The organism is Pinibacter soli, from assembly GCF_029961145.1.
GTDB lineage: Bacteria > Bacteroidota > Bacteroidia > Chitinophagales > Chitinophagaceae > Pinibacter > Pinibacter soli.
Genome location: NZ_JASBRG010000008.1, coordinates 1 through 13,796 on the forward strand (window position 1 = coordinate 1; position 13,796 = coordinate 13,796).

The 13,796-nt window shown below is 39.8% G+C and carries 10 protein-coding genes; 2 read left to right on the top strand and 8 right to left on the bottom strand.

Translation table 11 applies throughout. The annotated features are described in order from the left end of the window. Positions 1-292: 292 nt before the first annotated feature. The 4 genes from QJ048_RS22530 to QJ048_RS22545 all read right to left on the bottom strand — a co-directional run bounded on the left by QJ048_RS22530 (position 293) and on the right by QJ048_RS22545 (position 4,535). Positions 293-673 (bottom strand): hypothetical protein, encoded by a 381-nt coding sequence (locus tag QJ048_RS22530; RefSeq protein WP_282336714.1) that lies wholly within the window; start codon positions 671-673, stop codon positions 293-295. Positions 674-782: 109 nt separating this feature from the next. Continuing rightward, on the bottom strand, positions 783-1,472 hold the full coding sequence (locus QJ048_RS22535) for a hypothetical protein (RefSeq protein ID WP_282336715.1): 690 nt from the start codon (positions 1,470-1,472) through the stop codon (positions 783-785). 412 nt (positions 1,473-1,884) lie between these two features. Beyond that, the gene (locus QJ048_RS22540; protein WP_282336716.1) at positions 1,885-2,925 is read right to left on the bottom strand and encodes a DUF6340 family protein; all 1,041 of its coding nucleotides are present in this window, start codon (positions 2,923-2,925) and stop codon (positions 1,885-1,887) included. Between the two features lie 497 nt (positions 2,926-3,422). Next, the gene (locus tag QJ048_RS22545; protein WP_282336717.1) at positions 3,423-4,535 is read right to left on the bottom strand and encodes a helix-turn-helix transcriptional regulator; all 1,113 of its coding nucleotides are present in this window, start codon (positions 4,533-4,535) and stop codon (positions 3,423-3,425) included. A gap of 461 nt (positions 4,536-4,996) precedes the next feature. Here QJ048_RS22545 and QJ048_RS22550 point away from each other — a divergent pair, with 461 nt between their 5' ends. Next, positions 4,997-5,200, top strand: coding sequence for a hypothetical protein (locus tag QJ048_RS22550; protein WP_282336718.1), 204 nt, complete (start codon positions 4,997-4,999; stop codon positions 5,198-5,200). A 169-nt stretch (positions 5,201-5,369) separates the two neighbouring features. On the opposite strand, the gene QJ048_RS22555 is transcribed toward QJ048_RS22550, so the two are convergent. Further along, complete coding sequence (locus QJ048_RS22555) at positions 5,370-6,023, bottom strand: DUF2306 domain-containing protein (protein ID WP_282336719.1); 654 nt, start codon at positions 6,021-6,023, stop codon at positions 5,370-5,372. Between the two features lie 162 nt (positions 6,024-6,185). Continuing rightward, on the bottom strand, positions 6,186-8,999 hold the full coding sequence (locus QJ048_RS22560) for a TonB-dependent receptor (RefSeq protein ID WP_282336720.1): 2,814 nt from the start codon (positions 8,997-8,999) through the stop codon (positions 6,186-6,188). Positions 9,000-9,297: 298 nt separating this feature from the next. Here QJ048_RS22560 and QJ048_RS22565 point away from each other — a divergent pair, with 298 nt between their 5' ends. Beyond that, a complete protein-coding gene (locus QJ048_RS22565; RefSeq protein ID WP_282336721.1) occupies positions 9,298-10,716 on the top strand; it encodes a DUF6089 family protein in 1,419 nt (472 codons plus the stop codon). Between the two features lie 359 nt (positions 10,717-11,075). Here QJ048_RS22565 and QJ048_RS22570 read toward each other — a convergent pair whose 3' ends face one another. Together QJ048_RS22570 and QJ048_RS22575 are read right to left on the bottom strand one after the other, a co-directional pair. Then, a complete protein-coding gene (locus QJ048_RS22570; protein WP_282336722.1) occupies positions 11,076-11,696 on the bottom strand; it encodes a response regulator in 621 nt (206 codons plus the stop codon). Beyond that, positions 11,693-13,732, bottom strand: coding sequence for a tetratricopeptide repeat-containing sensor histidine kinase (locus tag QJ048_RS22575; protein ID WP_282336723.1), 2,040 nt, complete (start codon positions 13,730-13,732; stop codon positions 11,693-11,695). The genes QJ048_RS22570 and QJ048_RS22575 overlap by 4 nt, the downstream gene beginning before the upstream one ends. Positions 13,733-13,796: the final 64 nt, after the last annotated feature.

A 13,796-nucleotide genomic window follows, 5' to 3' on the forward strand; every position in this document is an offset into this window, starting at 1 on the left:
TTACACATGCAAACACCCGAACAGGTATATCAAACAAAAATCCCGGTCACCTGAGGCAACCGGGACAATTTAAAAATCTGTCAACTTATTTTAGGACTATACAACTATACAAACCCTATAAAAATTCTAAAATCAGGTTGTCAATAATTTTTTGCTGAGTAGGATAGCGACACTATCAAACAAGCGGTTGATTTAGGGATTAAGAAATCCCTTGTTGTCTTTATTCGACATGTCCTGCGGAACATGTCGAATAGCGTGGTCCGATAATATTACATGGGAAATTGATAGCCGATTACCAAAAAAGTTCGAGACGATCATCGCTCCGTTTGCCATGTTCATTTTGCAACTGAAGTGACCAGTTACTAGTTATTCTGGTCTCCCGCCACATTCTACCCATTTTGCGAAATACCTTCACTGGAAGGTTAAATTTTCTAATCAGTGAAGACTCAAACTGTTCGACAGTCATACCGGAATTGACCCTCAATACACCCTCTTCATGTGACTGACGTACATCGCAAACACACTTACTTTCCGTTTCGACAATGTAGTTTTTTGTAGATTTATCGTCTAAGTCCTGGCGCTTAAAAAACTCAATTTTCAAAAAGGGAAATTTCCTGCTGAACTCAAGCTGTAAATCGATTAAACTAAGATTGTCGTTGATTTGAATAACCATAATATTTTTTTTAAATTTTAAAAGTTACTTTCACAGATGAACTAAGCGAATTGTTGCAAAGCATACTTCCGTTGGTCTGCGCTAAACTGACTACGGAAGTTTAGAGAATCTATGAAAGGTCTTGTGATAATGAGTGCAAAAATTGATTTTGGTTAGACAGCAAATCACTTACAACGTCTAACTTCAAACGTAGTTTGCTGGTATCCCACTCCGGAGATGACAAACCGAGCGGACTACAAGGTTTATCTACTACTTTAAAATAGATACGCTCAACTTCCTCCTTCTCCAAATTTTGAATACGATCCTCAAAATGATAAAGATTTTTGAAGTAACCTATCTTGTCTTCTTCAAGGTCTTTATAATCAGGATACCAATGTTGTTCATAAGAGATATTTAATTTCTGGAAAGTTATTCTGATTGTATCAAGCAGAACTCTATTAATAGCGTTGCTAAAACTGTTTTTACTTTTAAGCATTTCGATGACTTTGTGATAATCAAAGAAACAGGTTTCGTAAAGTGTGCCCACAAGCTTGTTGTTACCAGTTGAAAAAAATGAGCTGTTCGTTTTTGTTAATATATTTTCGATGTGGTTATTGAGGCGCTGTTCCCAGGCGTTGAATAATATCTTCAAGACAGTTCTGTCTTGCTGGGAAATAAGATTGTTAATATTTATTGAATGCGTAAAGAATTTAAAACCCGTTAAAATACTATTGGCACTTGCTTTTACCTTACGTGAAATTTTTGGAAGTAATTTAAAGTGCTTCTTTTCTCGTTTTTTGAGCGTGAATGAGTAAGCCATAATATAAAAATTTAATTTAATTAAATTATATATTGGGGTATTATCTAATCCCGTGTTAATAGCAGGTTTGGGTGAAGTTAAAGCTCTGGTATGCCGAAGAGCGACCTGTAGGAGATTAAACCACAAATAGTCTTCTGCACAATCGTGTTGAGAGTGGTTTTATATGATATTTAAAGATGGAGCTGAGAATTTAGGCGTTGTATAGCGATCGTTAAAAAAAATTAAATGTCGTGATGATTCCTACTCAAATAAGCAATAAGTCGATGATTTTGAAATAGAAACGAACAATCTTAATGTTGATTAAAATAAATCGATTATGATCAAAACGCTCATATTTCCAGGTCTTCAAGAAGCGGGGCGATCAGTCATTATGATTCTTAATCTTACAAATATGCTCTTTTCGAAAGGCTGTTTATTTGGCACTCGTAAGCTGGTAGTTCAACAGATCTTCCTCTCTTTTCCTGGAGCGTAGAATATTAAGATACTTTAATGCGATCTTAACATTATAATCTTCGTAAGATTTCTGTGTCCATTCAATGGCATCATCTAAATAACCGTTGATCTCACAGATAATGGCCATGTTATAACAGGCACGCCCAGCTGCCTTACGGTCACTGCTGGCGCTTTCTTTTTTCCAGATGTCAGCGGCGCCATCCCAATTACCGGATTGTGCCTTTCTTTTTGCTATCTTGAAATTTTCATTGCCTCTTACAAAGTAATCGCGGTACACTCTTAGCCAATATGGAACAACTCGGTTTGCGTAAATAGCGCCACCTTTATTGCCTGCGTCTTTCACCGCTTCTTTTCGCCCCGCAAGAGCAGATGCCGCTTCAAGTGGATTTATGCCTGAGCCGGCAAAATTCAGCGACCTGCCAACGACGTACTCATCAAGAATAGATTTAGTCGCAGGATCATAAATTCTCCATCCGCTTTTTAAATTGGTTGCAATGTTCACGTTGTGATTTAATACGGGAAGACTAGTCATACCGAGTTTAATATTCGTTGGGTTGCCGGAATAGGCTATTTGCGTTTGTGCATCGAATAATTCCAGCGAAATCAAAATATCAGTGTTGGATTGTCTGCATATTTTTTCCACAGAATCCCAGGCCAGCGCATTGGGAAAAATACCGGCACCAAATGAAGTGAGTTTATAGTCCAATCGTTTGATGTTGTTGAATCGTCCGTTGTGTGTGAGTTCATCGTATAGGCCCTGCAAGCTGGACTGCGCTCCGGCTGCCTGTAACCCTTTTGTCTCCAATGATGCACCTTTATGAAGAATATCAATCACCTTGGATTCGGTAGCTGCTTCGGTTCTGTCCACGATGGCAACTGTTCGGACTTCCGGGCGAATTGTAACTGGTGCGGGAATCTTTACGCTTAACGACATGCTGTTCGTGGAACTACAGGAATAGCAAACGACAACAAGTAGTAAAATGTAGAAATGTGTTTTCATGGGTCGATATTGGAATAACGGGTATAACGTTTTTTTCCGGGATTTATTACAATTAATTTAATTTGAAAGATGTTTATTATGGCAAATATGCTTGGTAACCTTCAGGCATATAAAAACTGCATCGATCTGAAATGTTTATGCCAGACATTATTTGGCAATTTGGGTTTATAAAATCGGACAAAATACTTTAGTAATGCAACCAATTATTGTGGGTTTAAATCTATGTTCCTGACAAACGTCAAAAGTGCCAGTTATGATATGGCTTAGGGATATAAACACTCTTTTTCTAAGGAGTGTTTGTTTTATTGCACAACTGGTTTTTGATCTAAGTGTTCTTATATTTTCTGACAAATTTGATCACAAAAATGTGACCTGCATTTGCTCACAACTTTTCTATTTTGAGGAGTTGATAGAGAGCCATCTTTTTAGTGTTGACTACCCGCCATGTCAGTAATTTTTTCTGAAGAATCAAATAATCGCGGTCTTTGATAATTTTTTTACTTCGTTCGTCTCAAACCGTCTTCCAACATAAACTTTGGGCTTACCCCAAAATGTTTTTTAAATGATTGTGAAAAATGGCTGGTTGATTTGAAACCCAGTTCAAACGCAAGATGGGTAATTGACACTGTATTGTCTTGCAGAATAGATCTTGCCTTTTCCATTTTTACATCAAGGTAATATTGGTAAGTTGTTTTGCCAATTACTTCCTTGAACTTTGATTTGAGCTTGCTTTTACTAAAAGCAGCGGACTTGGCGAGCGCTGCAAGGGAAAGATGCTGAGCGTCTGCATTATTATCAATTATCCTTTTTATTTCCAGAATTTTGGCAACATCATTTAAGCGTGTATTTCCCTTTGCCCTTTCCTTTTTTTGAGCAATACGGTTCACAAACAGCGCAAGAATTTTTAGAATATTACCTTTCAGGAAAAGCTTCTCCGGAATGGAAGAGTTTTTATCGAAGTTGACGATTTCCTGTACCAGCTCGTATTTAAGTTTTCCTATGTTGCTTTTCAGACTGCGGGAAATGATGTATCGCTGGTCAATGCTGCATTTGCCGGAACCATTGCTGTTTAGATCGCATTTGTGATTGCCCTCTGGCGCGAGGTGGCATGTTTCGGTATCCGGAGTTCTCAGTACGCATGAATGAGAAGACGAGGGATCGTCCCAAAGGAAATTTTGTATGTATTCTTTCGACATTGAAATGACAATCGCCTGAAACGGTGCTCCGGCTTCAAGCTGAAATGAAGAAGTTGTATCCGAAGCGCACCAGAGTAAGCTGGAGTTTAAAGGCCCACCGATTTTTTGCGCTTTTTTGTTTATAACGTGTGTAACTTCTGATGGGCTGCAATTAATGTGCATGCAGTAAAAATTATCTTCCGTATGGGCAAGTCGCTCTACAGTAAGCGCTACATTAAATGTGAGATTGAATATAGTTATTTCAACATCGGGCCCCACCTGATGATAGGAGCATGTACCCGATGCTATACTTTCAGGAAATACAACCCTGTCATTAACAATTGAGATGTTTGATGACAACTTTGTGTTCATGTCATTCACAAGGTCTACGAGCCACTGGCGGCCGATTTCTTTCTTAGTAAACTGCACTTTCATAAATGAATTCAATTGATAACCATTAATATTTTAAAATGGTATTTATTAATCGACAACAGTTGTATGGATAGTCAGTATAGGTTAGTTATACATACAACTTTTCATCTGTGGGTGCATTATGATAGCTTAGGGGATTGCTAAAGCAAATGTATGGCAGAGGTTGTCATTTCTTTTTCCGAATCAGTCATAAAAATTTAGTAATAGGATGTTTTTATTTAGAAAAAGGACATTGATGCGGTTGAATTTTGTCCGGTAGCGGTACATGCTTTGATGTTTCGTAACTAAATTCTATTTTAAGAAACAAATCTAAATTTCTAAATAAAAGAGTACACGTATGTTAGTTGGCTTAATTATTTTTCAATTCTTTTAGGTGCCGTAATTGCTTTAACGTTGTACAATATTCGCCTGGAAAGATAATACCAGGAGCTTCTCTATAAATCTTTAACCCCAAACAAATTCACATGCAGATCATTCTTGCATTATTTCTTTTGCTGACTGATTTTATTGTATCATATCTTCTTGTCGGCAGTCTCAAAAAAAAGCTCATGGCAAACGAAAACAGCTATGCCACAGAAATCAGTATAGTTGTGGGCTTTTTAGCTTTTGTAGTAATTCTTATAGGAGGAGGTATCATTATACTGCTCAGTTTTCCGTTTGAAAGATAGAAATCGGCTTTGTTTTTTTAAAACATAAACCTCATCCTAAACATAGATCAAAGAAACTGTTTGCGAATGGCCACAGTCGCGCTTTTGCGATAAGCGTTTTTTTTGGTGCGTTGTGTTTTTTGTTCTTATTCTGCTTGTAACATATATAATATTGTTTTTTGTTGCGCTTTCATTTGGCAGATAATAGAAGTCTCTTGCTGCTCCTGTTCCAAATAAGAAACTCGGCAAATAATAAATTTGGCACAAAGCCCATCCATGCATCTATCATGTAGATGTGTGCCGGATCAATATGTATGGTGTGAGTAAAAACGATCTTCCATGTTCTAAGGGTAATGGCAGAAAAAGTAAGCGCATAGCTTCTTATCATAAAGTTCCGGTGCTTGTTAATATCGCCATTTTGTATAGCCAACAATGCAGTAAGTGTAAACGTGAACCAAAGTACATCGAGAATGGTAAATGCTATTTTAGAAGGCAGATGACCATTTGCGTAATATGCCATGACCATGCCTGCAGGAAAATTTATAAAGAGTATATCAAAAGCGTAAATCCTTCCAATGATCTTGTGAAAGCTTTTGTGGTATTGTAGAACATAATTCGAAAATTGGGTGAAGCCCGACATTAACGTGAAAATGCTGGAGAAAACGTGAATGTAAAACGCGGCTCGCCACACCTTAATATGAAGGTAATCCCGTTTTTGCTTAAGAAAGCCAACGTCATCTTTTAGCGTAAAGTGTTCGCTGATCATTTTAAGCATTAGAAATGTTCCAATACAAAGAATGAAATAGATAACAAATTGTTTCAGGGTGTATACGGCTGTCTTCAACAGAGGGTTATTTCGCCAAATATAAGAGTTGTTTGCAGTTGAAAATTGAACAACTGAATGTTGAAAACAGAGATTTTTGATTGCGGATTAATGGTCGATTGTCGTTAGCAGGCAGTGCCGTAGCCGGTACTTTGCCGGCAAGTGGTGACCCGTTACATTCTGCTAGAATTTAAAATACATTTTTGCGTATAGTCTTCTTCCGTTAAAGCCCATCTGAACCGGATCCCAGGGGCCGCCGGCTTCTCCATCATAAGCGGACATGTTAGCTCCTTTTACAATGCCCAGATCGGGGTGAACGTTGAAGATGTTGTCGCAGCCTAGAGAACCCGAAATAACTTTTGTGAATTTATATGTTACGTAGAGGTCGCTTACAAGTTTGCCATTATAGTTGAATTGCTCAGGCACAAGTTCCCCTGTTTTGTCTAGCGCTACCAGTGGCGGATAGGTGTTTTCGTAACCATAGCCAAGTATCTCTACTTTGCCAAAATAGGTTTGATAGGTACCAACCCGGAACCTGTTGCCGTACTCAAGATTAAATCCAAGTTTTACGGGCGGCGCGGAAGCCAGCACATACTTCTGCTCGCGATCGCTGAAGAACGCCTGTTGGTGCTCATATGTATCGTTCAATGCTGTTGGAATATTGATGTTGTCGATCGTCATGTGCTGGAAGTTACCAGCAAGCACAATTTTCAGGCTGTTCTTTTTAAATGTTTTATCATAATTCACTACAACATCCAAGCCGTAGTTTGTCGTGTTCACCGCATTGGCATAGAATTGCGCCTGCGCTACATTTAGTTCTTCGAGAATCGGCGCTATTGCCGCTACCGATGTATCAAACTGTCCGGTAAGCACCACGCGGTCCTTGATCTTTACCAAATAACCGTCAACAGTTATGGTAAAATTTTTCGCTGGCTTCCATGAAAAACCGAGGCTTGCATTGAGCGATTTTTCCTGATTTAAATTTGGTATGCCCGCAGCTTTTGTGATCGGGCTATAGTTGGGGGCAATTTTTACTTCAAATATTTTTCCTCCCTGCACATTGGTAAAGGTGTTGCTAAAATTAATTTGTTGTAATGATGGTGCGCGGTAACCTGTGCTCACCGAACCGCGCAAATTAAAGTTGCTGGCAACTTTATAGCGGGTATCAAATTTGAAAGTGGCGAGAGACCCAAAATCGCTGTAATTTTCATACCTGATGGCGCCGCCAACCAACCATTTGTTTGTAACGTCCAGTTCTCCATCCACATAAAGGCCGAGGTTGTTGCGGTGCGCCTTTACTTCATCTCCCGGTTGGAAGCCCGGAAACCCTTGAGAGCCGGCGGCAACAGTAAACTCATCACCGTCTGCATTGATGACCGTTTTATCAGGATCGAAGTTTTTATAAGACGCTTCTTCTCCTGCATAAATCTTGTATTGTTCATAACGGTATTCACCACCGAAGCTAAATGTAAAACCATTCAGTATTGAAGGGAAATGTTTGCTGATGTCAATATTGAACGTGTTTTGCAAAAATGAAAAGCCGCCATCGTTAAAACGATTCCGGTTTTTTCCTTCGGCATTTAGCGATGCATTGAATGTTTTTTGACCGTAGTAGTGAAAATCATTTTCACCAATGGTATTACTCAAGTCCCAATCCCAGCCTTTTCCCAGTATACCTTTAACTCCTCCGGAAAAAGAAGCGTCGGTAATATGTACATCGATCAATGGATTGAAAAAGATCTCACTGTTCGGGTCGCCCGGATTTACCTTGTGCATAATATCCGGTACAAATGCAAGGTTGCCATTCGCATCGGTTGGAAAACGGTCCGGCCGTGCGGAAAAGTTTCTGGAGTAGGCATATGCGTTAGATTCTTTGTAATTATATCCTCCAAAAAAATAAGCGGTCGTTTTGGTATGAGCGATTGGGATTTCTGCATTCAATAGAAGTCCTCCGCTTTGTACGGAAGCATCACCATTTGCCCGGCGACCAGTATTTACCGGAAGAGCTTTGTCGTTTGTGGTAACATTCGTGTCAGGCACTTGTCTGAATGTTTTGCCCTGCGTAAGGAAATTAGCGCCCAGGTCCAGATAGCCATTGTTCTTTCCTATGGGTATGCCGTAATCAAGCCCAAGTTTAAATGCACCGCCGTCAATTTGGTGGCCGGTTACATATTCATTAGGCGTAATAACATTCAACGAATTGTATTTGTGATCATCATACCCTGCCCAGCCTGCGCTCACATTAAGATGTTTGACGTCTTTTTTCAGAATGATATTAATTACACCCGCTATGGCATCAGAGCCATACTGGGCAGATGCTCCGTCGCGCAGGATCTCGACACGGTCGATAGCCGCTTCCGGAATAGCATTTAGATCGGTACCGGAATTGCCGCGGCCCCTTGTGCCAAACAATGCCACAAAAGCTGTCTGGTGTCTTCGCTTACCGTTTATAAGTACCAAGGTTTGATCGGGTCCAAGGCCGCGCAAAGTTGCAAGATCAATAGCGTCTGCACCGTCGCTACCACTTTGTTTGTTATAGTTGAAAGAAGGGGCGAGAACATTTAAAAGAGAAGTAAGATCAGTTTTTGCGGAAACCTGTGTCGCGTTGTTTACACTGATCACATCAACCGGAACCGGCGTTTCCGTCCGGATGCGACCCCCACTGCGTGAGCCCACCACTACGACCTGGTTAAGATCGGTAACGGCTGTTTTCATGGAAACGTTTATTGTAGACTTTCCCTTAACAGAAACAGCTTCAGGGGCATAACCTGTATATGTAAATTCAAGTACATCATTGCTGGCGGCATCAATTGAATAAACACCCTGTGCATTAGTGGAAGTACCGGCACCAGAGGATTTTGCTCTCACCGAAACTCCCTGCATAATTTCATTAGTAGAAGCGTCGGTGACTTTACCCGTAATTTTTATTTTTTGCGAGAAAGAAGGCAATGCACTTAGTAATAAAAGTGCCGTTGTGAGTTTGGCCAGTATATTCATAAGCGGTGTTTATTGCAGATATATATACAAAATATCAGTTACTTAAGTTCACTTCTTGCTTCGTGCGCAGCTTTTAGGTTCGCTTCTGTCAATTAAAACTTCGCTTCACCAGATCAAATTGTTTTGCGAACGACTGGTTGAATAATAATTGGACAAGGTTGTTTGTGCTAAAATTTGGCATAACAGACAATTTCTTTGGCTCTTTTCGATAGAGCTTCTTAGCGATTAGTTGAATTTTTGCAGTCCCGGAAAAACAAACTCATGTGCTGTTTGATAAACCGGCCCTTATTAAATTACTATGAAAAAGTTTAACAAAAAGATCAGTATTCTTTTGGCATCGGGGCTGTTTTTTGCAGCGACAGCCAACTGTCAGGACACACAAAACATGACGTTTTCCAGTAAAAAGGCTGTTACAGACTCAGTGTCAGAAGAACCTAAAACTAAAAAATATGAATTTGGCATTGGCGGAGGGATAGTTGTTTACCAGGGAGATTTGGCTCCGACTGTTTGGGGCGCATATCGTTGTATTTCACCGGGTTTGCAAGCCAATATAACAAGGATATTTTCACCATCTTTTGCTCTACGTATAGGTGGGGCTGTTGGAAAGTTCACTGCCGATGATACAAAGTCTTCTTACAAAGAAGCTTACCGTGACTACCGCAAGTATAATTTTACGACGTCATTTGCAGAACTTACTGCAATGGCTCAATGGACGCCTTTTGCAAAAGCCAACTGGCGTTTAAATCCTTATTTATTAGGTGGTGCGGGAGTTAGTTACCTGAAGGTTAAAAATGATTGGAGCAAATCCGATTTCAATTATTTTGCTGGCGAAAACCTCCAGCAACGTGCGTCAGAGGATTCTGCTAAAAGCCACTCCTTCTTTGCTCCTATTCTTCCTGTGGGTGTAGGGTTGAAATATGATGTATCTGACAAGGTTGCACTGAAACTTGAATGGATCAATCGTATTACTTTTACCGATTATCTTGATGGTTTCAGCAAAGCTGCTAACCCTAACAAAAATGACCGCTACAGTTCCATTATGCTTTCATTGAATTTTGCGTTGGGCAAAAACCATAAATCTTCGACTTCCCACAGCGGCAGCACTATTAACAACTATTATTACAACTACTATTACAGTTCGAAAAATAGTAAAAGTGAAAACTCGATGGCTACGAAGAATGGCGGAAATAAACAGAATTCATCGTCAACGTCGGCTGATAATGGTGAGCAACAAGGTACCGGTGAAAATTTGGCCATACAGGATGTTCAAAACAAGCTTGACCTGATAACTAGGAAATTGGATGACGTAAGTAGAGCGAACGCTGGTAGAGGTGGAAACGGTCAGGGAAATACTGATGTAGACAACGACTTTAACAACATGATTAAGTATGATAAGTATATTATTTATTTCAGTTTCGATCACTCTTATTTAGAAGGAGAGTCTTATACCAAACTTGATCAGATAGCGAATACGATGAAGGCTGACCCTAAGGTGAATGTGACATTGAGCGGATTTACTGACTTGAGGGGAAGTAATGATTATAACATGAAGTTATCAACAGCCAGAGCTGAAATATGTAGAGATTACTTGATATCACATAGCATAGATCCAAACCGAATTAAAACAGAGGCTTTTGGTAAAACTAAATATATTATTGGCAATCTAAGCAAAGAGCAGCAGTGGGTGAACAGAAGGGTAGAAGTGTATTTCAATTAGGTTGAAATAAAGATAAATAGGAAAACCAATCAACCAGATCCGGCTTTTTAACAGAGTTCGGGTCTGGTTTTTTTTATAACGGTCCAAACTACAAAGCGAACGAGCTCACCAGATTCTATTTTCTAATTCCTGATTCAATGTCGTTTAGTTAAGCTGTTTGAAAAAACAAAAGCATCTCGCTTGTCATCCCGAGGAACGAGGGATCTGGGGCTAACACTAACGAATACTATGCGTAAACAATCACGCAGATCCCTCCTTCGTCGGGATGACAAGCGGCCTTTCGTTCCTGGATATAGCAACCAAGTAATTGAAAAGTTGCTTAACTAAACGACATTGAATTCCTGATTTCTAACTCCTAACTATTTCACCAATCCTTCCTGTATCGCAATCTTCACTAATCCTGCAGTATTCTTTACATCTAATTTTTGTAAAAGATTATTGCGGTGGTTCTCTACAGTGCGAAGGCTAAGGAAAAGTTTATCTGCAATTTCCTGGTTTGTGTGTTCTTCAGTAATAAGTTGCAGGATTTCTTTTTCGCGGCGGGTAAGCTGTTTGGAATTTTGTGAGAAGAAATTATTGACAAGTTGCCTTGAAAGCGGCTCATATAAAAATTGTTCACCCGTATGTACGGTCTTTATCGCCTCCACCAATATCTCCGGGCTGGCATCTTTTAACAGATAACCCAGACAGCCTTTTTGCAACATTTTTTTTACCTGGATAAGTATATCAACATTAGTGAGAGCGATCATTTTTACATCAGGAAATTTCTTGCTGATGATACCGGCGACTTCGATACCATTTTTACCGGGCATTTGAATATCAAGTAATAAAACATCAGGTTGTTTGACTTCCAAGCCTTCGAGAAGACTGTCGCCATTAAGGTAGACGTCGGTCACGTTTATATCAGGGTGTAAAGCGAGGATTTTTTGCAAGCCATTTAATACAATAGAATGGTCATCCGCTATTGCCACATTTATCATATCAGTTGTATAGTTTCGGGTTGTGATTCGAATTCTAAATATACACTAGTTCCCTCATTTTTCCTGCTTTCAATGCTAATTGTTCCGTGGTTTGTTGTGATTCTATCTTGTATGCTTCGCATTCCCATTCCTTTAATGCCTTCTTCAGTTGACATCCCAATGCCATCGTCCTCAACTGTAACTGTAAAGCTGGTTTCATGGAAATTGAATTGCACAATGGCGTTTTTTGCGTCGGCGTGTCTAATAACGTTATGTATAAGTTCCTGAACGATACGGTAAATGGCCAGCTCAAATTCCGGAGCGAATTTTTTTGGTGTTCCGAAAATCTGAAAGCTGATGTCCGGCGCGTTGGATTTGGCTACACCATCACAGAAGTATTTCACTGCATCCACAAGGCCTTCCTCCAGAAGGATCTGGGGCATCATGTTATGGGCGGTTTTTCTTAGTTCAGAGGCTGCCTGCTCCAGTAGTTTAATACCATCCTGAAAATCCTCTCTATGTTGAGCTTCTACATTTTGCCTTGAGATCTCAAAATTCATTTTGGAAACAGCCAGCATTCCCCCAATGCCATCGTGAAGGTCACGCGCAATACGCGTTCGTTCTCTTTCTTCTCCACTAATGGCCGCATTCAGTTTTTCAATTTCAATCTGTTTGTTGAAGCTGTTAATTTTTTCCTGTTGTAATTTTTGTTTGTGAAGATTGTTGCGCTGCCATAACAGGAAAATAATCATGAGGCCAATTGTGATCAGCACAATAACGCCGATCCAAAAATTCTTCTTCCGAATCCTGCTTTCCGTTTCAGTTTTGGTAAGTTGTTGTTTAGCAATCTCCTTGTCTTTTTCAGAAATGCTGTAGCGCATCTCAAGCTGGCTGATCATGTCCAGCTTATCTTTCTGCATCAGGCTGTCGTGCAGTTTTGTGTACTTGTCTTTATACGCCAGCGCTTCATTAAATTTCCCAAGAGCCTCATAACATTCTGCCGCGGTTTCGTACCCGATAATAATTTCGTTATTCAGCACATTGTCATTTTTCCTGAGTTTATCCAGCGTATAGTTAATCAAGGAAAGCGCCTGCTCATATTCTTTTTGAAGGAACAACACCCTTGCGTGCATGATGTTTGTGATAGACATGTAGTACAAGAGGTATTGCTGGTTGCCGGGTTGTTTGCTGATGTCGATGATCTTCTGCACATACATCATTGCCTTGTCTGCATTCTTTTCCTGGAGATATATGGACGAAAGATTGAGGTAGATGGCGATTACTCTGGCAGTGTTGATGTTCTTTAAACTCTTTTTGTCAAGTATTTGTAAATAATAGTATCGCGCAGAATCGTATTGCTTGATGCCATGGTAATACATGCCTTCCAGAAAGCAAAGTTTAAGACGCGCCTCGGCTGTATCTTTCGTACGATATATTGCAGAACGGGCCTTGTCAATATATTCTTTTCCTATCCGCTGAAGATGTGTGGCGTTGTAATTGATATCTATCAGAAAGGCAGTAAGTTTTACATAAGCATTGATCTCGAACACCGGATCATTGATCTCAGGGTTTTTTATATCATCTGCCAGAAAGAAAAAATAATATCCTGCGGAATCGCGAATGCCTTTTTCCTGCAATGAAGTGCCAAGCAGTAAATGGATTTTCGCTTTAAGTTTTACGTCGTTTAAATTGTATTTGTCGTAAATGTTTTGGGCGAGGTTGCCATAATAAACGGCTCTGTTGATATCGTTGCCAAAATACCAGTTGCCGAGTCCGGCAAGCGCAAAAGCAATCCCTTTGCTGTAGTGAAGTTTATAACTCTCATCGAGAGCGGTTGAAAGATTCTGAAAGGCTGTTGAAGGTACAGAAAGATCCTCTCCTTTGTGTATCAATGAAAGAATGGCAGTTGTATCGTTTTCGCCAATGTTCTCGAAATTTTCATCTCCATTTGCTTGCGCTGAAGTTGTACAAAACGCGAAAAAAATGAACAGTAAAAGAAAAATATTTTGGCACGAGGAGAAGCATTTCTTCCTGAGCCTGCAAAACAGGTTTGTCATCTACATTAGTAATGGTTAATTGTCTTTACAGGAGAGCCTTACATATGATAAAGTACGATATAAA

Bases quoted from the DNA above. Each gene is read 5' to 3' on its own strand.
- QJ048_RS22530 (WP_282336714.1), bottom strand. From the start codon at position 673: ATGGTTATTCAAATCAACGACAATCTTAGTTTAATCGATTTACAGCTT.
- QJ048_RS22535 (WP_282336715.1), bottom strand. From the start codon at position 1,472: ATGGCTTACTCATTCACGCTCAAAAAACGAGAAAAGAAGCACTTTAAA.
- QJ048_RS22540 (WP_282336716.1), bottom strand. From the start codon at position 2,925: ATGAAAACACATTTCTACATTTTACTACTTGTTGTCGTTTGCTATTCC.
- QJ048_RS22545 (WP_282336717.1), bottom strand. From the start codon at position 4,535: ATGAAAGTGCAGTTTACTAAGAAAGAAATCGGCCGCCAGTGGCTCGTA.
- QJ048_RS22550 (WP_282336718.1), top strand. From the start codon at position 4,997: ATGCAGATCATTCTTGCATTATTTCTTTTGCTGACTGATTTTATTGTA.
- QJ048_RS22560 (WP_282336720.1), bottom strand. From the start codon at position 8,999: ATGAATATACTGGCCAAACTCACAACGGCACTTTTATTACTAAGTGCA.
- QJ048_RS22565 (WP_282336721.1), top strand. From the start codon at position 9,298: ATGAAAAAGTTTAACAAAAAGATCAGTATTCTTTTGGCATCGGGGCTG.
- QJ048_RS22570 (WP_282336722.1), bottom strand. From the start codon at position 11,696: ATGATAAATGTGGCAATAGCGGATGACCATTCTATTGTATTAAATGGC.
- QJ048_RS22575 (WP_282336723.1), bottom strand. From the start codon at position 13,732: ATGACAAACCTGTTTTGCAGGCTCAGGAAGAAATGCTTCTCCTCGTGC.